At 38.2% G+C, this 21,179-nt stretch carries 18 protein-coding genes; 10 read left to right on the top strand and 8 right to left on the bottom strand.

The genetic code is table 11. The annotated features are described in order from the left end of the window. Positions 1–10: 10 nt before the first annotated feature. On the top strand, positions 11–928 hold the full coding sequence (locus tag ACYU0V_RS13985) for a GIY-YIG nuclease family protein (protein ID WP_461847943.1): 918 nt from the start codon (positions 11–13) through the stop codon (positions 926–928). A gap of 277 nt (positions 929–1,205) precedes the next feature. Then, positions 1,206–2,156, top strand: a complete 951-nt coding sequence (locus ACYU0V_RS13980; RefSeq protein WP_461847941.1) for a hypothetical protein — start codon at positions 1,206–1,208, stop codon at positions 2,154–2,156. A gap of 137 nt (positions 2,157–2,293) precedes the next feature. On the opposite strand, the gene ACYU0V_RS13975 is transcribed toward ACYU0V_RS13980, so the two are convergent. From ACYU0V_RS13975 to ACYU0V_RS13960, 4 genes are all read right to left on the bottom strand, one after another. Beyond that, positions 2,294–2,578 (bottom strand): hypothetical protein, encoded by a 285-nt coding sequence (locus tag ACYU0V_RS13975; protein WP_461847939.1) that lies wholly within the window; start codon positions 2,576–2,578, stop codon positions 2,294–2,296. Between the two features lie 637 nt (positions 2,579–3,215). Beyond that, complete coding sequence (locus ACYU0V_RS13970) at positions 3,216–4,562, bottom strand: OprD family outer membrane porin (protein WP_461847938.1); 1,347 nt, start codon at positions 4,560–4,562, stop codon at positions 3,216–3,218. A 77-nt stretch (positions 4,563–4,639) separates the two neighbouring features. After that, the gene (locus ACYU0V_RS13965) at positions 4,640–6,025 is read right to left on the bottom strand and encodes an MFS transporter (RefSeq protein ID WP_000182794.1); all 1,386 of its coding nucleotides are present in this window, start codon (positions 6,023–6,025) and stop codon (positions 4,640–4,642) included. Between the two features lie 172 nt (positions 6,026–6,197). Further along, positions 6,198–7,142 carry a dihydrodipicolinate synthase family protein gene (locus ACYU0V_RS13960; RefSeq protein ID WP_461847935.1) on the bottom strand — a complete coding sequence of 315 codons (945 nt, stop codon included), beginning with the start codon at positions 7,140–7,142 and terminating at the stop codon, positions 6,198–6,200. A 187-nt stretch (positions 7,143–7,329) separates the two neighbouring features. Between ACYU0V_RS13960 and ACYU0V_RS13955 the strand changes: the two genes are divergently transcribed. After that, complete coding sequence (locus ACYU0V_RS13955; protein ID WP_069122436.1) at positions 7,330–8,220, top strand: LysR family transcriptional regulator; 891 nt, start codon at positions 7,330–7,332, stop codon at positions 8,218–8,220. Positions 8,221–8,233: 13 nt separating this feature from the next. Here ACYU0V_RS13955 and ACYU0V_RS13950 read toward each other — a convergent pair whose 3' ends face one another. After that, complete coding sequence (locus ACYU0V_RS13950; RefSeq protein WP_461847933.1) at positions 8,234–8,509, bottom strand: hypothetical protein; 276 nt, start codon at positions 8,507–8,509, stop codon at positions 8,234–8,236. Positions 8,510–8,895: 386 nt separating this feature from the next. Between ACYU0V_RS13950 and ACYU0V_RS13945 the strand changes: the two genes are divergently transcribed. From ACYU0V_RS13945 to ACYU0V_RS13915, 7 genes are all read left to right on the top strand, one after another. Beyond that, a complete protein-coding gene (locus ACYU0V_RS13945) occupies positions 8,896–11,532 on the top strand; it encodes a type VI secretion system Vgr family protein (RefSeq protein WP_461849950.1) in 2,637 nt (878 codons plus the stop codon). 2 nt (positions 11,533–11,534) lie between these two features. Continuing rightward, positions 11,535–12,437 (top strand): DUF4123 domain-containing protein, encoded by a 903-nt coding sequence (locus tag ACYU0V_RS13940; RefSeq protein WP_373883350.1) that lies wholly within the window; start codon positions 11,535–11,537, stop codon positions 12,435–12,437. A 25-nt stretch (positions 12,438–12,462) separates the two neighbouring features. Further along, a complete protein-coding gene (locus tag ACYU0V_RS13935) occupies positions 12,463–12,978 on the top strand; it encodes a hypothetical protein (protein WP_419369530.1) in 516 nt (171 codons plus the stop codon). Between the two features lie 23 nt (positions 12,979–13,001). Beyond that, on the top strand, positions 13,002–13,517 hold the full coding sequence (locus tag ACYU0V_RS13930; RefSeq protein ID WP_419369529.1) for a hypothetical protein: 516 nt from the start codon (positions 13,002–13,004) through the stop codon (positions 13,515–13,517). Positions 13,518–13,545: 28 nt separating this feature from the next. Next, on the top strand, positions 13,546–15,060 hold the full coding sequence (locus ACYU0V_RS13925; RefSeq protein ID WP_342063263.1) for a T6SS phospholipase effector Tle1-like catalytic domain-containing protein: 1,515 nt from the start codon (positions 13,546–13,548) through the stop codon (positions 15,058–15,060). A gap of 299 nt (positions 15,061–15,359) precedes the next feature. Continuing rightward, the gene (locus ACYU0V_RS13920; protein ID WP_151283381.1) at positions 15,360–16,067 is read left to right on the top strand and encodes a YoaK family protein; all 708 of its coding nucleotides are present in this window, start codon (positions 15,360–15,362) and stop codon (positions 16,065–16,067) included. Positions 16,068–16,216: 149 nt separating this feature from the next. Beyond that, the gene (locus tag ACYU0V_RS13915) at positions 16,217–18,130 is read left to right on the top strand and encodes an esterase/lipase family protein (RefSeq protein WP_342063262.1); all 1,914 of its coding nucleotides are present in this window, start codon (positions 16,217–16,219) and stop codon (positions 18,128–18,130) included. A 55-nt stretch (positions 18,131–18,185) separates the two neighbouring features. Here the strand turns inward: ACYU0V_RS13915 and ACYU0V_RS13910 are convergent, their stop codons facing one another. The 3 genes from ACYU0V_RS13910 to ACYU0V_RS13900 all read right to left on the bottom strand — a co-directional run bounded on the left by ACYU0V_RS13910 (position 18,186) and on the right by ACYU0V_RS13900 (position 21,092). Continuing rightward, a complete protein-coding gene (locus tag ACYU0V_RS13910) occupies positions 18,186–19,520 on the bottom strand; it encodes a basic amino acid/polyamine antiporter (protein WP_461847927.1) in 1,335 nt (444 codons plus the stop codon). A gap of 5 nt (positions 19,521–19,525) precedes the next feature. After that, positions 19,526–20,404, bottom strand: a complete 879-nt coding sequence (locus ACYU0V_RS13905; RefSeq protein WP_461847925.1) for a homocysteine S-methyltransferase family protein — start codon at positions 20,402–20,404, stop codon at positions 19,526–19,528. A gap of 217 nt (positions 20,405–20,621) precedes the next feature. Then, entirely contained in the window at positions 20,622–21,092 is a 471-nt protein-coding gene (locus ACYU0V_RS13900; protein ID WP_461847923.1) for a hypothetical protein, read from the bottom strand. Positions 21,093–21,179: the final 87 nt, after the last annotated feature.

Raw genomic sequence — 21,179 nt, 5'->3', positions numbered from 1 at the left:
GGAAAGAGAAATGGGGCAAGGTAAAAGTGTTAAATTGTTTTTGGCTGATGGAACACCTAATGGGATTTTAACAGCCGAAATTATTAACTGGACAGGACATGTGCTTTCTGCCCCTCGTAGTAAATTAGCTGAGTTGATCCAGCGTGATGAATGTACAAAAACAGGTATATATTTCCTCATTAGCCATGATCCAGAAAATCCATTATATCCAAGAGTGTATATTGGGGAGTCGGATGATGTGGCTAATCGTTTAAAACAACATAACCGAACAGAAGAGAGTGGGGGAAAAGATTTCTGGGAAAAGGTTTGTCTAATTACAAGTAAAGACCAAAATCTAACTAAAGCTCATATCAAATATCTTGAAAGTCGTCTGATGGATATTGCTAAACAGAATGGACAATGTCAGCTCGAAAATAGTACAGCACATAGTTATAGCCGTTTACCAGAGTCGGATATTGCTGATATGGAGTTTTTTTTAGAGCAAATACAAATTGTTTTGCCTGTATTAGGCTACGATTTCCTCAAAGATTTAAAAAGACCTAGCTATCAACAATACTTATCAAAAACGCATAGTTTTGTAGAACCTGAGATTGATAAAACAGCAAACTTTTATTTATCTAGCCGTGAAGTAGATGCTAAAGCACAAGAGATAGACGGAGAGTTTTTTGTTTTAAAAGGCTCACAAGTTCGAAAAGAGGTTTCTCAACCTAACTATACATATATGAAGAATTTACGTCCTACGTTATTTGAAAAAGGGATAATTGATCCTGAAGGTTTTGTCTTTACTCAAGATTATATGTTTACTAGTCCTTCTGCTGCATCCGCAGTTATACTTGGGAGAGCTTCTAATGGAAGAACAGCATGGAGAGAAGTAAACACAAATTTAACATATGCTGAGTGGCAACAAAAACAAGTAGATAGTGCATAAATTTAGATATTAGAAAAGTTTAATTTAATTAATTTTTGCTAATTACCAGTCCTTTTTAACACACAGAACTTTACTTTTATATTGATCTGAAGTGATACAAGTATATTGCAATATGCAAGGGACACAGGTATTCAAAAGGAGGCAATTAGCTAACAATATGTGAAGACATACTCTGAAATTTGGGGAAATTTCAAAAGATGATTACTCCGCTGGGGAGCGGTTTAAGAAAAGGGTAATCATCGATTCTTAAATAATTTATAAGATTTGGTTAGATCAAATGAACAACTTAATAACGAGATGTGTAAATAATCTGGGGCAGTGGAATGAAGTTGCGCTGACAGTGACTAAAGCTATAGTTGCAATAGGAGTGTTGTGTTTAGTTGCATATCTTTTAACAATTGGCTATATCCCATCGGAAATTAGCTTTGGTGATACACTGATTTTTTTACTAATTTTTGTCGCATGTTCAATTGTTTATAGTATTTTGAGCATGGTCTTGTTTTTATTTGGCATGTCTTTAATGCCAATAATATACTTCATATTAAAATTAGCTAATAAATACTTACCACCTCATGAACAATTCAGAGATGACTTACCCTTTCCAAAGATTAGTATTAGTACATTCTGTGTATCACTTTATTTCATATATATACTTAATGGTTTATTTTTAGCATATTGGCAAGTAAGTCTTTATGTGGGTATTACGGCAAGTTTGATAGCTTTTCTTTATTATGCTTTTTACGTTAATCGCCGAGATATCCATATTTTCACTAAAAAGTTCAAAAACATAGAGGAAATTCTTGAGGACACTGAGGCAAGTGAGCATCTAAAAACATTTGCAAAAGAAAAGCTAAAAAGATTAGAAACCTCTAAAAAAAATTGCTTACAAATGGCTCTTTTTCTTATCGCGATTCCTATAGTTTATATGTTCCCATTTGCTGATATTGGTAAGCTGTTTCTTCATTACACTATGCAAAATACTGGTGTAAGAATAGAAAAGGCGACGTTATACATCAAGGCCCCTTATGCCAATTTAATTGAATTACCAAAAATGACCACTAAAGAACTAAGCCAAAACCAAATTTTTATTTTTAAGGATATGAAAGTTCCATTTCAAGGAATCGGCAAAAACACTTTAGTCTCTTACAAAGTGAAAGATATTGAAAAGCAATTAGTGATTCCTAATGAATATATTACTGTAGAGCGAACTCAGAAGGTCGATAAGTAAAGTTATATCTCAGTCATTATTAATCAATTGGTTTCCTACCCCCAAGGCCCCCATGCCACAACAGAACTTTAATTTTTTGCGCTGATTTAAAGTCATCCACCGTTGCGGCACAGAGATAAGGGAGCTAAGCCAAACGCTTAACCCATGTCTTTTTTATCGCACCGCCGCATTACACTAAAAAAAGTAGGGGCAAAGTCCTGTGGGAGAGCAGGACTTTGCAAACTGACATGTTCTAACCGTTGCATGAGCTGAGGCGAATACACTTGTTCAAGCCGTTGGTAAATACAGTCGCAACTGGCTTGGGTGTGCCCACCCGACAGGCAAATTTTTTCAAAATCCTGCTGCGTGCGAAGGTCACAACCCGAAACGCTGTAATCGCCGACAACGAGGCCTAGAACCAAAATAGTTTTATAAAATTTCATATTATTCTCGTGATGATTTGGGGATATCTCAATGAGAAAAAATAAACCGTTATATTTTAAGTTTTAAAATCATTTTTAAAGGCAATAGTTAACCCGCCTATAAAAGCAATAAAATAAAATGACTTAAATTTTAAAATAAAAATAATTTATAGATTTAAAACTTTAGATAATAGAAAACCTAAATTTTAAATAAATAAAAAGTTTATAAGGGAGAGGGGATAAGTTTATATCGTGGCATGGTCAACTCCTTAAAATGTATGGAGCTCTACCACCAAAAATCACCGTCAATTGATTATGGTGGTAGAACGAAAGGGGGTTAGCAGACTGGGATCCAAGGAACCAGCACGCGCGAGCGCGTCCCCCTCCCGTCCTACCGCAAAGAAAAGGGACGCAAGGGTCTAACGACTTATAGTGGAACTATAACCCGCCATGGATCTACGGTCTGCTAAAACCGACTGGCAATGTAGGCCAGCGGGACCATAATAATCATAAGTTTTTAATAGGTCAATTCAATTTAAATAAAATATTATAAAAATTTTAAATATAAATTTATATTTTAATTAAACTCAAAAGTTAATATCTCTAAAGCTATAAATTAATAAAAATAATAAAGCTAAACTAAACGTTTAGCCTGCTCTTAAAATGTATAACGGTAATTAATAAATACACGGTGTTGGTCCCAATCTTTACGGGTCATACCATTTATTTTTTCACCTAGGTTTGCATTTTCAAACTTTGACTCATAATGCAAAAATGAATAACGCACATCTAAGTTTTTCACCCACGGCAAGGCATAACTCACCGTAAAGTCAAAGTATCGCTCTTTACCTTCAATATCACTGCTGATATTACTTTGGTGAGCACCAAAGCCATAAATGTACTTCGCCTCGGTTTTCAAACCTTTCACGTAGTCTTTCCAGTTATATTTCAAGCGAAGGGCAACAGCGGTTTCATCGTTATTGGTAAAGTCAGGGCCAATGGTTGCAGAGGTCGGAAACGGGTTAGTGCCGTGATCTTGCGTTAAAACCGAATTACGGGCGGAGTGCACGGCAAAGTTATCTTCAATCCAAAAACCATCAAACTTTGAAACGGCAATGCCACCTTCGAGGTTATTTCTGGCCACATTTACATCGACAAAATAACCATTGCCACGGTTGTTAATGTCTTGGCCTTTGACACAGTCCAGCTCGGTTTCGGCACCGCATTTAAAAAGCTTACCATCATCACGCGAGAAAAAAGCACCTGTGTTGAATGTCCATACAAGGCCATGCAAGGGCAACTTATATTGAGCAATCACCCCATACTTTTTTAAATAATCTTTGCTATTTAAATACTCGGCATTCACGCTCCAGTTGTTGTACTGATATTTGGCACCCAGTAAACCGACATAATCAATGCGCTCGTCATTTTCAGTGACCAGTTTTTCAAATGAGTCCATGCTGCGCGGTTTCCAGCGGTCATAGTAAGCAATGTAAGTCTGTAGCTGATCATTCAGTTGAAACTGACCACTTGCCCTTGAAAAAGTGTCAGGCACTGCGCGGTTATTGGTGCTTTTAAGTAACAGCGAGTCTTGCAATTGGCGACCTAATTTAATTTCCCCTTTATCGCCGAGTTTTGCCTTGATATAGAGCTGCCCTAAAGTTGCAAAGTTTTGGTCGAGCTTGCCGTTATTTTCGACCTCTAAAAGCTGAGCGCTAGGCTTGCCAGAGTCAAATAACTTGGTGACTGCATAGAGTGAGCTATCCACCCCAAGCCAGTCCCACATGTACGGAGACTGATAATTTAACTCAAGCCCTAAGGCACTTTGTTCATATTCACTCGATGAAGGCGAAGGGTTAGCAAGTGTGGGGTGGGCAGTGCCTTCATCATTCCAGTAACGGGTGTTGAGTTTTAATTCTAACTTGCCAAATTCTTGAGGAAGCTCTGCATACGCATTGCTTACACTGCCTAAACCAATACAGCCCCATAGCAAATATTTATTCATTTTAAATTCCTTTTTTAAGCATGAATAAGCCCTTTGCCTAACGCTGGGTTAGGCAAGCTTTTTATGAAATGGATGAATTAAGGAGAGAGTTTTTCGAGCACTTGGCCTTTGGTTTCAATGGCAAACAAGAAGGTTACAAGCCCACCAATCAGCGCCACAACGGCAAGCACACTAAACACATATTGAATGCCGTAACCACCAACCACGAGGCCCACCATAACAGGCCCAATTGCAGAGCCGGCACGAAGCCAAGCAGTACTAAAACCAATGCCCATCGCACGTAGGCGAGTAGGGTAAAGTTCAGCAGCGTAAAGGTATAAAGAGAATGAAATCGTCTGCAAAATGGCATAGCTAATCGTTGCGAAAATTACAACTTCCATTGCCGATTTTGCGCCTAAAACCGAGAGGCTCATGAGTGGAATAATCGCCAAGAAAAACGCTGCACTGTACCAAGGACGGCGGCCGACTTTATCAATCATTAACGCACAGATAATAGAGGCAATCACACCCACGCCTGAAGTAATCCAGCCATAACCTAAACTGGTTTGCAGTGACAGGCCAAAGTGTTGTTTGTAAAGAGATGGCAGCCAAGTCACCATGGCATTGTTCACCATATATACGCAAAACCACATGCCCCACAGGGTAAAGGTACGTTTACGGTAAATGCCACGGAACAGCTCACGCCAGTCGGTTTTTGCCATGCCTTGCGGATTAATTTCTTTAACCACAGGTTCAGCCAAAGTTTTACCGCTTTTAATGGCACCGTCTTCAAAGCTTTTAACCACTTGATCGGCTTCTTTAAAACGACCTTTTGAAGCAAGCCAGCGAGGTGACTCAGGCAAGAAAAACCGTAAAGGAATGACCAGTAAAGATGGAACTAGGCCCACAATAAACATGACTTTCCAGCCGTAAATTGGCATCAGAAAAAATGCCGCCATGCCTGCAAACATAAGACCGAGAGGGAATAAAACTTCATAGAGCAAGAAAAACTTACCACGCTTTTCTGCACCAATAAACTCATTAATATAGGCACTCGCAACAGGTACTTCGCCGCCTGTTCCCACACCTTGTAAGAAACGGAAAATTAACAGCGACATTCCGCTCCACGCAAACAGACAAGAAATGTCCATTGCCACAAACAGTAAAATGGTAAAAGACAGCACTTTTAAACGACCGACTTTTTCGGCAAGAGAACCAAAGAAGATCGCACCGACCAGTTGCCCGACATAGCCCGCGGCAATGATCGCCCCGACATAGGCAGGCGTCAGGTGCCATTCGGTAATGAGTTGGGGTAAAGCAAAGGCAATCGCAAGAACAGTATAAGCGTCAAAAAAGGTCGCGATACCAATGGTAATTCGCATAAATTGCAATCGTCCAGTGACGGGTAGTCGTTCAAGTCTTGCAATAATTTCCGCATTTTTTTGATGATGACTAATTTGTTCTACATCCGCTAGATTTGTCATCTTCTATCTCCTTATTACTACATTCCTCGTAGTTTTGTTGTTCTATTTCGCACTACCTGTTCACCACAGTTTGCATGCTTTTTATTATTATTTTTAAGAGACATGCCCGATGTTTGGCCTCAGGCAGCGTACAGGAAAAAAAGGCTAGCGTACATGCTAGCCCGAATAGAATTTAAGCAACGGCTTGGGTTAAATTGACCTTGCCAATTCCGGCTTGACGCATCGCATCATGAATTTCTTGCTCAGCACCATCTGCAAGTGGAAGCAGTGGCGAACGCACAGTGGCATGGTCCAAAATTCCGCGAGCAACCAGTGCATGTTTAAGCGCGACCGTGCCTTCCATGTGTGAACCACGGTGATAAACGTTGAGAGTCACTGGTAATAATTGATCGTGAATAGCACGTGCTTTGGCATAATCTTTAGCTTTGCCTGCTTTAATCATTTCAATTAAAAGTTCAGGAGCAATGTTGCCATAGCCAACCAAAGCGCCGTCTACATCAAACATGGTGTGAAGCAAATATTCATCGTGGCACGTCAACACTTGTAAGTCTGGGCGTTCACGGCGAATAATCGGAATTTCGACATCCCAGCGGCGCATATTACGCACACCATTTTTCATGGCAAATACGCCTGGCTGTGCAGAAATATCGAGTAGAGTCTCTAGGTCGTAAGTGGCCTTTGTTGCATCTGGATATTGGAATAAAATAGATGGTAAACCACTTTCTTCATAAATCGCTTTATAGCGGTCTTGCGGTGCGCCTTTTTGATAGCCAAAACGCAACCAGCCATGTGAAGGGTAAATCAAACCTGCCGAAGCACCCGCACTCACTGCACGTTTTGCTTCTTCTGCTGCAACCGAAGTACCTTCGAGTGTAATCCCTGCGATTACCGGAATTTTGTCATCTACCGATTTAACAAAGCTTTCGATGACCTGCATTTGTTCTTTTTGCGACAAGAATGTTCCTTCACCTGCATGCCCAAGAACAACCAAGCCTTTCACACCATCAATACTGCCTAACCATGAACCTAAACGTTGAATTGCATTATGGTCTACTTGTCCGTCACGGGTAAAAGGAGTTACAGGTGCTGGGGTTAATCCACGTAAATCTAAACTCATAATCGTACTTCCTATACAGTGTAATTAAATATTCTCTGGTTCTTAATCTGACTTAAATCGTGTTGTAGAGAACATGATTGGAGTATAGAAATAGGTGAGCTATGTAGGAATTACCAATTCTTGAATTTCAGTTATACTGAAAATGTATAGCTCAAAATGCTGCTTATTTACGATTTAGGAAGAATCGATGAATTATGAATTATGGAAAATATTTTTAGATGCGGTGGAACTCGGTAGCTTAAGCAAAGTCGCGATGCTGCATAACACCAACCAACCGCAAATTAGTCGGCAAATGAATGAACTTGAAGCGCAGTGTGGTGGCCGTTTGTTTAACCGAACCGGACGCGGCGTCGAACTCACCGATTTAGGCCAGCATTTACTTCCTAAAATTCGTTCATGGCTAAACGTGACCGACCAACTGAATAATGAAATTTTGCACTCGACCGATACCCCGATCGGGACGGTTCGTATTGCCAGTTTGCCGTCTACTGCACATCCGTTGTTATCGACCCTGTATAAAGTGCTTCAAGAGAAATATCCCCTAATTAAACTGTCGGTGCGTGAAGGGCAAGGCGTGCATTTAGAAAAATGGCTTGAAGATGGCAGCGTCGATTTAGCTATTCTCTATCGGTTTAACCCAACGCCTAAACAGGGCGATGTTTATCTTAGCCAAGCCGATACTTACTTGGTCGGCTGCGAAGGTGATGCGCTTACTCAGGCAAAAGAAGTCGAATTTAAAGAAGTAAGTGAGTTACCGCTAGTCACGTTTTGCAGGCCAAGTAACTGGCGCAATTTTTTAGACCACATGGCCTATGAAAATGGGGTAGAACTAAATATTGTGTTTGAAGCTGACTCGATTAGTTTGCAAACCCATTTGGTTTCCGAGTCTCGCATGTATACCATGCTGGGGCCACAAGCGTTAAAGAAGGCTAGCCAATACACCTCAATTCAAGCTGCGAAAATTATTAACCCCGCACTCAAGCGTTATATTTCTTTGTCTATTTCTAAGCACGGCTATTTAACGCCTGCGTGTAAGGCAGTGATGGAAGAAATTAGGAATTTGGCTGATTTGCTTTAATCAACCCATAACTTTATGACTGGCACTGTTGCATAGTACGCCTCATGGATTTTATAAAATCACGTGGTATCTCAGGGCTTTGTAAACTCAAACTTCCAAGTTTATGCATGAGCTTAGGGGAGTATTGACGTTCTAAACGATGATAAATGCATGTACAGCTTGCACGGCTATGACCAGCCGCAATACATTTCAAATAGAAATCACGATGAGGACTGTTTTTTTGACCCGCGAAGGCAACAGATACAAATAATAATCCGCCTAAAAAAACTAAAAAATTATAAAGTGACATATATCTACTCGTGATTGTTGTTATTGATTATCCATATTTTGGCATAACTTTTTCAGATCCAAAACCAGTTGATGTCAACTAGCGGCTTCATCATAGTTAGAACAGTTTTGGAGGTCAAATTGATTTGACATTAAAATTTCTAACTGAATACGTCATGTAGGTTTTAGAAATGTATAAATATTATTAAGTAAAAATAATATGTCTTACACATCATAATTATAAATAAGACAAGAAAATTATTTTAAAATAACTTTTAAATACAAAAATATTATTCTATTTATTCTGTTGATTATATTTAAGTTTATTAAAAATCTATAAGCTTCTTTGTTTGAGTGCATTGTATCTATTTGTTAAAATAAAATGGATCATTTGTGGTTAAAATAACAGTGTTAAATAATATCTTTGATTTCTTAGACAAAATTGGTTTTGCTTCACAAAAACGGGCACTGCATATTTATCTTGCCAATCCTGAAATAAATAGTCAGGTTTTTTTACAACGTATTGATGGTTTTCATGCAATTAATGAAGGTCTCTCTGCGGAGCTTATTTGTTTATCAACGGATCCTTATATTTCTTTAAAGAAGTTTATAGGTTGTCAGGTTGCAGTAGAACAAGTAACAGATTCGGGTAAATTATTTAGAACAACAGGAATTATCACAGGGGCGAGTCAAGGGCAAAGCGATGGCGCTCTTTGTCTATATAAACTGACTATGCAAGATGCGACCAGTTTATGGCACAAACGACGTAATAGTCGGGTGTTTATGAACAAAAGTGCGGTAGAAATAATTGAGATTATTTTTAAAGAATGGCAAAACAAAAGCCCCTTATTTGCCGCTAGTTTACAAATAGATAGCAGTGGCTTAACGAAGAATTATGATGTTCGCCCTTTTTCTATGCAGTCAAATGAAAGTGATTATGCATATTTAACCCGTCTTATGCGGGAAGAAGGTATCAACTGGTTAATTGATGAATCAGAGGCTATGGTTTTGAGCAATAGCCAGACGATTGAGCCTCAAAAATTACGTCTTATTGATCATAATCACGAGTATAAAATCTTAGAGCGCCGAGCTATTCGCTATCATAGAAGCAATGCAACTGAACAAAATGACAGTATTACCAGTTTTATTGCACAAAGACAGTTGCAACCCACGGCAATCCATCTTCAACGTTGGCAAGCAGATAATTTAAATCAAGAAGATGCAAGTGGCAGTGTTTTAAGTGCACATCAACATAGTTCACAGCGTGATAATGAAAGTTTAAGTCTTGAACAGGCATGGACAATGTCACCTGCTTGGATTGCGGATCTAAATGGAGAAGATCAGGCAACTACTTCAAGCAATAGTCAGATTGAAAAACTAAATAAACAATTAAATCAATATCAAGCTTTACAGGCAAAATATTTTATTGCTCAAAGTAGTGTACGAGATGCTCAAGTTGGCTATTGGTTTCAGTTAAATGAACACCCTGAACTTGAAAGAAATCATGAAATTTCTGATAAAGAATTTTTGATTTTAAGTAAGCGGTTTTATAACCAGAATAATCTGCCTAAAGATATACGTGATCAAGTTGAGCAACTATTAAGTTTGAGCCATTGGCAAGTCAGTCATGATCGAGCGCAAGAAAGACAAGCCAATGAACTCATGGTTGTACGCCGCTATATTGATATTGTTCCAGAGTTTGAGCCATTAATACATCGCCCCTCGGCCCATGTGCAACGAGCCAAAGTAGTGGGTTTAGATGGAGAAGAAATTCATGTAGATGAATGGGGCCGTATCAAGGTTCGTTTTTTATTTACCCGTACCGATGATCATCAACATGATGGAGGTGCAGGAAGTAATGACAATGATACTGACTCGGCTTGGGTGGATGTATTAACGCCATGGGCAGGGGAAGGATACGGTGCTCGCTTTTTGCCACGAGTGGGTGAAATCGTTGTAATAGACTTTTTTGATGGAAATATTGATCGTCCATTTGTTACAGGCCGAATTCATGAAGGGCAACGGTCACCCACAAAATTTGATATTAAAGGTCAGCTACCCGATACCAAAAAGTTAAGTGGTATTCGCTCTAAAGAGGTAGGTGGGTCTGGATTTAACCAACTTCGTTTTGATGATACGACTGGGCAAATTAGTACTCAACTCCACAGTAGTCATGGGGCGAGTCAGTTAAATCTAGGTAACTTAAGTCATCCTAAAGACAGCGCTACAAGCGAAGGTCGGGGAGAAGGCTTTGAACTTAGAACTGATCAATGGGGAGCTGTACGCGCAGGTGACGGTTTACTGATTTCAACATATAAACAAAAAAATGCAGCTCATGATGCGCTTAATATAGAGCAGACAATTGCTGATTTAAAAACACATAAAGAATGGAATACAGTTCTAGAAGATAATGTAAAAGAACATAAAGTCATGGCATTAGATGCTTTAGCGACATTGACAAAAAGTATTGAGGCTTTAGAGGCAGCAGGTAAAGAGACAGAAGTACAAACGTTAAAAGAAGCGATTATTATTCTAACGAGTCCAGCAGATATTACCTTAAACTCATCTAAAAATATTCTTCTTCAAAGTCAGTCAAATACTCATATTTCAGCTAAAGAAAATATTAATTTGATGAGTGATCAAAATACGGTTTTAGCAAGTCAAAAGAAACTAAGTCTTTTTTCTTATGAAGACCTTATGCAAATTATTAGTGCCAAAGGAAAGTTAGAAATACAAACTCATGAAAAATCAATTGAAATGATTGCGAATGAGGTTGTTAAAATTTTGTCTGTTAAATCCAATATTGAACTCACTTCGCCAGAAGAAATTACTTTAACTGCTAAAGAATCCCAAATCAAAATCAATGGAAGTGGTGTATTTATTACCACTACTGGAAAATTTGAGGTTAAAGCAGGGCAGCATGTCTTTTTGAGTGGTGCAAAGGCTGACTTACCAAAACTAACGTGGTCATTTAAAGAGAAAACTGCAAGTTGTATGAAGAACGCGAGTGAATCACATGAAGCCTTCATTGGTTTTGAGGGATAGTCATGGAAATTTTTACTCAATCGCCAGATTTTTTGGAAAATATATTTGCACCTACAGAAGAGATTGATGAAAGCTTTTATTATTTTTTAATTGATAGTAGTTCTTTTTCAGGTGTGGATAGCTTTTGTAAGGATTTTCCATTTGATGGCGGGCAGAAAATAAACCTCTACTCAGATTTTTCTGAAAATCTACAAGAAAATGGAGCACTACTTTATTCTTTTACTCACGAAGAATGTATTAAAAATATTGAGCTAATTAAAAACATTAGAGACCAAGGTGGGCTAAATTTCTTCAATTCTTATTTTGAAATTGAACAAATTAAAGAACATCTTGATGAACTTATGGAAATTAAGCAACCTAATGGAAAAAGTGCTTTATTTCGATTTCAAGACAATTTTGCTTTTCATGCAACGGTAAGTGTATTAAATGAATTGAAATGGAGAAAAATATTATCCTTTAAAATTAACTATTGGATTTGGCAAAATATTGATAATACTTTTCATCGTTTAGATAATTTTCCAACCAATCACTCCATTCTTACTACATTAAGTTTTTCAGAAGATGAGTTTAAAGACATCAATATTAACCTTAAGCCAATGCGATTAATGCCTCTATTAAAAGAATATGATGAAAATTTAAAAGAGTTACCTTTTTATCAGCTCTATGAAATAGCAATAAACTTGCTTAAAGAGGCTAAAAAACAACAGTTGATCAGTTTTGAAGATGAAATTTTATTTAGTACTTTATATCACAAATTTGGAACATTCCTTCTTGCTGAAGGGCCTTTTAAAAAAGCTTTAAATAAAACTCAAATGACAGCAATGAGTTTTCAAAAAACGACTGATGAAATTGATTTAGAAGAGCTAGACGATTGGTATAAAAGATATCAAGAAGTTCAAGTCTAAATATATTTATTACAGAGATAATACATTGATAAACCCTTTAAAAATATTATGTTGTGCAGCCATACTCCCACTCATGGTTGCCTGTCAGGCCGAAACGGTCGATTTAACATTTATGGTTTATAACTATAGTACTGAGGGGCTTGGAGAAATTCAAGTCAACGGTCAGGGTAGTACGATTGCTGATGCGGCTGAACGTTTAGGTAGTATTGGGGAAGCAGGAACTGCTTGTTGTGTTCATTTACTGGCAAACAGTGATGCTGCCGATGTAAGCTTTTATACGGATATGGGTGAAGGCTACAAGCAGTACCATATTAAAGTTCCCGTAGAAAACCTCAAAGACACTCCCCAATCATATGCAGTTTTACATTATTTCCCAAATAATACAGGGGTAATAGAGGTTTCAATGCGTAGACCAAGTTTCCGTAAGGATTTATTTGATAAAGCACTGGGGAATAAAGCAAAAAATATTCAGTTAGATTCTCCAACAATGTGGAGTACGATTCCTGAAAATGAAGCAGCCCGAATAGAGTATCCAGATTAAATATGACAAATTGGAATGAAATAATGAAGAATATTTTTAAATTAGTGCTGTCAGCAGCAATACTTCCGCTCATGGTTGCCTGTCAAGCCGAAACGGTCGATTTAACATTTATGGTTTATAACTATAGTACGGAGGGGCTTGGCGAAATTCAGGTCAATGGTAAAGGAAGTACTATTGCTGATGGAGCAGAACGATTAGGTAGTGTAGGTGGTTCAGGATCAGCTTGTTGTGTTCATTTAGTGGCAAACAGTAATACTGCCGATGTAAGTTTTTATACCGATCGGGGGGATGGCTATAAACAGTACCATATTAAAGTTCCTGTAGAAAACCTGAAAGACACTCCACGTTCATATGCAGTTTTACATTATTTTCCAAATAATACTGGGGTCATAGAAGTGACTATGCGTTGGCCAAGTTTTAGAAAAGATTTATTTGATAAAGCACTTGGGGATAAAGCAAAAAAAGTGACTTTAAGTTCACCTCAGATGTGGAACAAGATTCCTGAGAATGAAGCAGCCCGTATCCAATTTCCTGATTAAAAAATTTTAAAATATCAAGACAACGACTATGACTCAAGCAATACAAAATGAAACTCGTTCTGTTAGAGATATGCTTATAGCAGCTAAAGTTTTAGCAAAAGATGGTAAGGCTACAGAAAGCCCATGCAAAACTTGTCGCGTACCAGTTTGGGTTAGTTTCTTTTTTGATGGTACAGGAAATAATAAAGATGCTGATGCAGCAACTTTAAATCAGACCAATGTTGTGGCCCTTTTTGAAGCACACAAACAAGAACCAGAAAAAGGAATACAAAAATTTTATTATGAAGGTTTAGGTACTCAGTATAAGTTTGATAAATATTCAGTAGTGGACACAGGCAAAATCGCTGCTGCTGCACGAGGGTTACAGGGTAAAAAAATTGATATTACTGATGCTGAGTGGCGTAAACAAGGTTACAGTGAAAGTGGAAAGGGTATACAAGGAGCTTTGGGTTTAGGTGTTGCATTAGGTATACAACAACGCTTACAGAAAGCTATTTTTGAGTTAGTCGATTATTTAGAAAGAATTTATCAAAAAAATGGTATTACTGAAATTAATCTTTCTGCTTTTGGGTTCTCACGTGGTGCAACAGAAGCTCGTATTTTTATGAACTGGTTACAGCATGCACCGAATGTAACTACCCAAGGAGCAGGCAGTGGTAAAAAATTGTTTTATAGAGGTAAACCTATAAAAATAAAGTTTTTAGGCATTTTTGACACAGTAGAGTCAATTGGTAATGCTGGGCAAAATAAAAATCCTGAGTTATATAGAACACGTATTGAAGACTATATAGAGCATAGTATGCACTTGGTCGCGTCTCTTGAAATGCGGCAGTCTTTTCCTTTAACTCCCACAGGTAAACCTACGGCAAATACTGTAAAAGGGCTTATTCATGACCAAAAGGTTTACCCTGGTGTACATTCTAATGTGGGAGGCGGTTATATGCCTATGGAACAGGCACGTATTTTAGGTTTGTCTCGTATTACTTTACATGCTATGTATAACCGTGCCTGTGCTTATGGATTAAAATTTTTTACCCTGAATGAATTAAGTGCTTCCAAGCAACGTAAAATAGTTTTTACAAGATTTTATGCTTTTGATTCCAAATGGCAACAAGATTTAAATAATTTTATGGGATATGTCAAAGGAGGAACCTCTTTTGAACAGCAAATGCAGAGCCAAATAGCGTTATATCATCAATGGATACGCGAAGGTGGATATGCTCGTTTTATTCATCGTAAAACGAGAGAGCGAATAGGGCGAAAAGAAAAAATTACTGCCATAACAAAACTCAATGATGGCTTGTTTGAAAATATTCGTCAGGCCCTAAATGTTTATGTACCAGAAGGCGCAAGACCGTATGATGTGATAAAAGGCAGAGATCGCAAAAGTACTTTACCAAAAGAAGTGATTTACTATTTTGAAAATTATGTTTGTGATTCAGTAGGCGGTTTTATTGCTGAGGCCAGTGACTTCCAAGCAATTCTCAATGATGGTAAAGCACCTAATTATTTTATCCCTAGAGGAATTGTTCGACCTACTTAATCCAATAAAGCAATTTGTATTATTCCTAAACAAGAAATACCGCAAAATCAGTTTATTGATGCTTATAAACAAGCTCAACAGACAGATAACTTTTTAAATGCATCTTAGTGATGCATTTAAAATACCTTAGCTTTAAAAATAAAAAGTCCAATTGCATTGTATCTTTTTTAAATACACTCTGACTTAAAATGAACAGCTAGGTTTTTACATAAAGATCTGTTGTTATTAAAGATCGAAATTTATATTAAATTTCTGACAAAAATTTCTAATTAAAAAACCAATATTTGATAGGAAGTGTAATGCCTGATACCTCAATGCAACAAGAGAAACAAAGTACATGGGCGATATGTCGAGATCCTGTTTTACTCACTATGGTGGGTGGGGCAATTGATACTATTGGTTTTATTGCATTGTTTGGCTTTTTCACCGCGCATGTGACGGGAAACTTAGTGTTGGCAGGGGCAGCATGGGTTAAAGGTGGCTCGGGTTTATGGATTAAGCTCGCAGCAATTCCACTATTTATTTTGACTGTTGTCATTACCAAATTGTTGATTGACCGCAGTCAGGCCAAGCACAAAACGCTGTCTTATTTATTTTTATTTGAAGCAATTTTTCTATGTGCCTTTATGGTGGCAGGGCTTTACTTCGAGCCATTTAAAAATCCAGATGCACTAACAGTTGCAGTAACAGGAGGACTGGGCTTAATTGCTTTAGCTATTCGTAATACTTCAAGCAAAACCCTTATTAAAAATATTAGCCCAAGCACCATGATGACAGGCAACACTACCCAGCTTGGGATTGATATTGCCAACTTACTTAAAAACAATAATGCAGCTAATCGGGCAAGTTTTCTAAAAAGTGCCAGTATTGTAATTGGTTTTGTGATTGGTGCTTTCTTGGGAGCGATCCTCTATGTCTATTTTGATTTCTGGAGTGTAGCGCCGTTTATCTTACCCATTTTGTATTTCTCTTATTTAGCTTCACAGCAAAAGTTCAACCAAGCTTGATTTAAAAAAATAACAAATTAGCCTGAATTAAAATGAGTTCAGGCTTTTTTTTGAAATAAAGGAAGACGAAAGCGGAGTCGAAATTGTTCGTTCACTGCTTTACAGGCATAATGACCAGATGGGGAATACATTCGATTAAGGAAGGCACAATGACAAAGTCTTACCATTATTCATTCATAACAATAATGGCTTTGCTCAGTGGTTGTCAGGTCATTCATTTAAAAGAAAGTAATTTAAGCAATGCTTTAAAAAGTAAGAATGAAAGTATTCTGACCGACGGTACCTTAAGTCATCAAACCCAAAACTTACTGTATTTGGTCAAAGAAGATGAAAAAACTTGCCTACAAAATTTTGATGATTGTTTAAAGAAAATTCAGAGCCTGTCCGAAAATAGTAGCCGAGAAGAACGCTATGCTGCGCTGAGTGAAATTTACTTGGCAAAAGCTTTAGATGTCGGGCGTAGTAGCCAGTGTCATGTTATTAATAAAAGTAACAGTTGCGTTGAGCAAGAGTTAGCGCTGTTCGATAAAAGCTTACGCTATAGTTATGTCTATTTATTTGACTCTGAAGAGTCGCCGTTCGATCGGGTATTTGACCATCGCCAAAATCAGGTACGTATTTTTTATAACGTCGCCTTGTCAAAACTCATGACCACGTATTTTAATCATTTAAATACGCATCGTTTTCCACCACTGCTGAAAGCAGATGGGCATGAGTACCATGTCAATTTTGACCACGCGTTAGATGTACAAAAAATTGAAGTCGATACTTTTCGCTCCAGCTATAACATGAACTTTTCTGGTTTTAATACCGTTAACCGTAAGGATGGTTTGGGGGCAGAGTTTATTGTTGGGCGTAAAGAAAATGATGTAAATCACGGCTTCATTTTAGACCCCGATAATTTTTATGCTCACCAAGCCAACCCTAATATTCATTTACCACGCTTCTTTCCAGCCACTGCTATTGCATACCCAAAACAAAAAGCCACAGCCGATCAGGTCATTGCTGGGGCAGAGTTAGAAATTTCAATGTTCGATCCATATCGACAAGACCGTGTAAAAATTGAAGGTGTGGACTATCCACTGACTGCAAACTATTCGGCTCCTTATGGGCTTTGGTTGTCGAAATATAATTTAGGTGCGGCAGGTTATTGGTCTTTAATTAATAAAGAAGCCAATTTAATCATGCCGCATTTATATATGCTGGAGCCCTTTAACCCGAATAAGAAAATTATTGTGTTTGTTCATGGTTTAGCAAGTAGCCCAGAGGCATGGGTGAGCCTAACCAATGACATTATGGGCGATGCTGAATTAAGGAAAAACTATCAGGTTTGGCAGGTGTTTTATTCAACCAATATGCCGATTTTTGAAAGTCGTTTTCAGATTTATTCATTGTTGAATCAGGCTTTTCAAACCATTGCGAAAGACAGTTATGCGGCACACGATGCAGTGTTGGTCGGACATAGTATGGGCGGCGTGATTAGCCGTTTATTGGTGAGTAATGCTGATGTTTCAGAGCAAGCCATGCAAAAAATGAATGAAGCGCAGTTAAATCGTTTAAAAGAAAATCCGATCATTCGTGAGCGTTTTCAGTTCAAGGCTTTGCCATATTTTAATCGAGTTGTTTTTGTTTCGGCACCGCATCATGGTACAGACTACGCTGATCGATGGTTTACCCAAATTGCCCGCCGTATTATTCGTTTACCGGCTGACTTTTTTATTGCGGTCGAAATGAGAGATGAGAAAAATACCAAACTCAGAAAAGGCTTAATTGAAAATGGGGCGAGTAATTTAAGTCGCTCTTCTAACTTTATGCAGTTGACTCAAGCCATTCAACCATCGCCCCAAGTGGTCTATCACTCGATTATGGGCAATATTAACGGGACAACAGAAAAGTTAAAAAGCAGTGATGGGATTGTGCCTTATCAAAGTTCACATTTGGGGGGGGAGCAGTCAGAGCTGATTATTAAAGGTGGCCATTCAATTCAAAATAGCCCAGAGGCAATTTTAGAATTACGCCGTATTTTACGATTGCATTTAAAGCAGTCGCAGCCTTCAAAATAGAAATTTTTGTTTTTAGAAAACCACTGCTGAACTAGGTCAACAGTGGTTGAAATAATTAATTTAACTGATTTTGTTTGAGCGATTTTTTATGCTCAAAGTAGCTGATTGAAAAAATAACCAAGCCGACCAAATACAACACACCAGACAACAGCAGTAAGTCTAAACCTGCTGCATAGAGTAACCAAAGTGCATAGATTGAAGCGACACTTGCAATCGCAATATGCGGTGTGCGTTTATGGCGAATGGATTCTTTAAGGTAAAAAGCTGACACCAGAAAATAAGGCAGCAAAATCATGACCGATGAAATCAATAAAAGTTGAGTGTAATTTTTATTGAAAAAATACACGGCAATTAAAGACCCTTGTACCACAAGCGTCGTCAACCAAAGTGATGAAATCGGTACATTATTTTGATTATTCTTTAAAAATAATTTCGGGAAAGCACCATTTTTTGCAGCTAAAAAGGGAATTTCAGTGGCAAATAAGGTCCAGCTTAAATAAGATGATGCAACCGAAATAATCAAGCCGATGGTAATAATGATGGTACCCGGCAAGCCGATCAGTTGCTGTAAAATGGTCGCCATAGATGGGTTATGCATGCCTGCAAGCGCTTCGCGACTTGCCACACCATAAGCCAACACTGTCACCATCACGTAAAAACTTAATGCCAGCAAAACACCTAAAATAGTGGCTTTACCAATATCATGACGTTTTTTTGCACGCGATGATAAAACTACAGCACCTTCAATACCGGTAAATACCCAAAGGGTAATCAGCATCAGGTCTTTCACTTGCTGCCAAAGTGGAACTTGCAAAGAAAAGTCATGTAAGTTGAGTTTGAATAAATCAAACTTAAAGGCAATGAAGGTAAAGAAGATGAAAACCACCATTGGAATAATTTTGGCAATGGTTGCCAGTAAATTCACAATCGCAGCTTCTTTAATGCCTCGACTCACTAACCAGTGCACCAGCCATACAAAAATGCTTGAGCCAATCAGTGAATAGAGCGTATTACCTTCACCAAAAATAATATGGTCTTTGCTGTCGGTAAACATGCCGACGCCTGAAAAGGCAATCACCACATAACCGACAATACCAATGGTAGTACATAACCAATAGCCCCACGCCGAGCAAAACCCGATCAGGTTTCCAAAGCCTTCGCGTGCATAGTTATAAATACCGCCGTCAAGGTCTGGTCGTTGACGCGTTAAATGCAACAATGAGAGAGCCAAGAAAATAATGCCGACTCCGGTAATGAGCCATGCAACAAGAAGGGCAGAGCCGTTGGCGACTTGAGCCATATTTTGGGGAAGACTAAATACGCCTGACCCCACCATAGAACTAAAGACCAGCGCTGTAAGAGACAATAATCCGATTTTGGCAGCAGACATGGCATTTATTCTTTAAAAAATTGAGAAAGTTCAGCAATGTGTTCTGGTCCGATACCACAACAACCACCCACTAAACTTGCACCTGCTTGCTGCCATTGTTTAGCAAAACCAAGATAAGCTGGAGCGTCTAAGTCTTTACGAATTTCATCCAGACCATCATTGGCAGTAGCACTTTCATCTTGCGGTGGGAAAGCATTGGCATAAGCACCAATTTGTACAGACTCAGGAATAAGTCCTTTAATTTCATTAATTGCTTGCAAGATCACTTCAGGTTGGCAGCAGTTAAACAACACTGCTTTGGCATTTGATTGTTTGATGAACTCAGCCACTTGTTGCATATTTTCGCCTGAACGAAGTAATGCTTGTTCTTGTTTAATCTCATCTTGCAGCGTAAATGACACCCAATAGTCTTTACCATCTTGTGGCAATAATGCATGGACTGTTTCAACTTCTTTTAAGCAAGATTGGGTTTCAGCGAGCCAGAAATCTACTTCTGGTGCCAATGTGTTAATGATCGGCTCAGCAAGGTTTTTAGCTTGTTCAGGTTGGAACAAGTCTGCACGGTAAGAGCCAAATAACGGCGGTAAGCAGCCTGCGATTTTGACATTTTTGCCGCTTTCTTTAACTGCATTTTTTGCTTGTTCAATTGCAACTTGAATTAAACGCACGCCGTCAGTTTCAAAGCGTTCTTGTCCAATATGAAAAGGCACAACAGCATAGTTATTAGTCGTAATAACTTCTGAACCCGCGTTAATAAAATCGAGATGTACTTCTTTTACTGTTTCTGGTGCTTCAATGAGTGCAAGCGCAGACCACTCTGGTTGACGAAACGGAGCGCCACGACGGGCCAATTCACGGCCTAAACCGCCATCTAAAATCTTCATAAATTACAACATAAAGGGAGAAAAAATATTTGAGTTAATCTAGCGTGTAGATGGATTGTGTTCAATCGCGAATATGCTCGATATATTTCTAAATAAATTAGATTGTTATGAATATTTTTTCTTAAGAGGATTTCTGTAGACGATGTTCAGTTTTACTGATGAACTTCACGTGAAAAAGATGAGGTATTTATTTGAACACATTGAATAAAAAATGATCTTATAACGCGCCAAATTGCTGCCAACTTTCGCCAGTGTGCTGCGTTTTATAATACGCTTTAAGTTGTTCAAGTTGCATAAAATGTATGCCTGACCAAATCAATAAACTAATGAATAATAAAACCTTAGATAAGCTGCGAACTTTTTCTAGGCGAGCAAAAGCTAACAGTACAAAAAATAAGGCAGGTAAAAATATAAAGAATTGAGCAGGGGAGAAAAATAAATGAGCTGTACTGAAATATAACGCCGCTGCACTGATGAGCAGATTTAAAACAGAACATAGCTTTTGATATTTACCGAGCTTAAATGCATACGCGGTGATGGCAAGTAGTACGGCTGAGCTGATGTAAATTGCTGTACCACCAATCATCCATATATAAAAACCGCTTAGGAAAAGATAAGCCAGCAACAAAAAAAGCACGAGCTTAAAACCAAATGACAAAAGGCGAGGTGATGATCTTAAAGGCGTCATAGCGAATCTAAATATCTCAGCTGAGGTCTTAAAAAACAAAAGGACGAATCGAAATTCATCCTTTTGGAATTTTATTTATACATCGTC

This window comes from Acinetobacter sp. X9, from assembly GCF_054889255.1.
The sequence above is the reverse complement of the archived record's forward strand: the minus strand, read 5'-3'. Positions and strand labels throughout refer to the sequence as shown.

What these genes read in the sequence shown, in the direction of transcription:
- ACYU0V_RS13985 (WP_461847943.1), top strand. Translation starts at nt 11, where the DNA reads ATGGGGCAAGGTAAAAGTGTTAAATTGTTTTTGGCTGATGGAACACCT.
- ACYU0V_RS13980 (WP_461847941.1), top strand. Translation starts at nt 1,206, where the DNA reads ATGAACAACTTAATAACGAGATGTGTAAATAATCTGGGGCAGTGGAAT.
- ACYU0V_RS13975 (WP_461847939.1), bottom strand. Translation starts at nt 2,578, where the DNA reads ATGAAATTTTATAAAACTATTTTGGTTCTAGGCCTCGTTGTCGGCGAT.
- ACYU0V_RS13970 (WP_461847938.1), bottom strand. Translation starts at nt 4,562, where the DNA reads ATGAATAAATATTTGCTATGGGGCTGTATTGGTTTAGGCAGTGTAAGC.
- ACYU0V_RS13965 (WP_000182794.1), bottom strand. Translation starts at nt 6,025, where the DNA reads ATGACAAATCTAGCGGATGTAGAACAAATTAGTCATCATCAAAAAAAT.
- ACYU0V_RS13960 (WP_461847935.1), bottom strand. Translation starts at nt 7,142, where the DNA reads ATGAGTTTAGATTTACGTGGATTAACCCCAGCACCTGTAACTCCTTTT.
- ACYU0V_RS13955 (WP_069122436.1), top strand. Translation starts at nt 7,330, where the DNA reads ATGAATTATGAATTATGGAAAATATTTTTAGATGCGGTGGAACTCGGT.
- ACYU0V_RS13950 (WP_461847933.1), bottom strand. Translation starts at nt 8,509, where the DNA reads ATGTCACTTTATAATTTTTTAGTTTTTTTAGGCGGATTATTATTTGTA.
- ACYU0V_RS13940 (WP_373883350.1), top strand. Translation starts at nt 11,535, where the DNA reads ATGGAAATTTTTACTCAATCGCCAGATTTTTTGGAAAATATATTTGCA.
- ACYU0V_RS13930 (WP_419369529.1), top strand. Translation starts at nt 13,002, where the DNA reads ATGAAGAATATTTTTAAATTAGTGCTGTCAGCAGCAATACTTCCGCTC.
- ACYU0V_RS13925 (WP_342063263.1), top strand. Translation starts at nt 13,546, where the DNA reads ATGACTCAAGCAATACAAAATGAAACTCGTTCTGTTAGAGATATGCTT.
- ACYU0V_RS13920 (WP_151283381.1), top strand. Translation starts at nt 15,360, where the DNA reads ATGCCTGATACCTCAATGCAACAAGAGAAACAAAGTACATGGGCGATA.
- ACYU0V_RS13915 (WP_342063262.1), top strand. Translation starts at nt 16,217, where the DNA reads ATGACAAAGTCTTACCATTATTCATTCATAACAATAATGGCTTTGCTC.
- ACYU0V_RS13910 (WP_461847927.1), bottom strand. Translation starts at nt 19,520, where the DNA reads ATGTCTGCTGCCAAAATCGGATTATTGTCTCTTACAGCGCTGGTCTTT.
- ACYU0V_RS13905 (WP_461847925.1), bottom strand. Translation starts at nt 20,404, where the DNA reads ATGAAGATTTTAGATGGCGGTTTAGGCCGTGAATTGGCCCGTCGTGGC.
- ACYU0V_RS13900 (WP_461847923.1), bottom strand. Translation starts at nt 21,092, where the DNA reads ATGACGCCTTTAAGATCATCACCTCGCCTTTTGTCATTTGGTTTTAAG.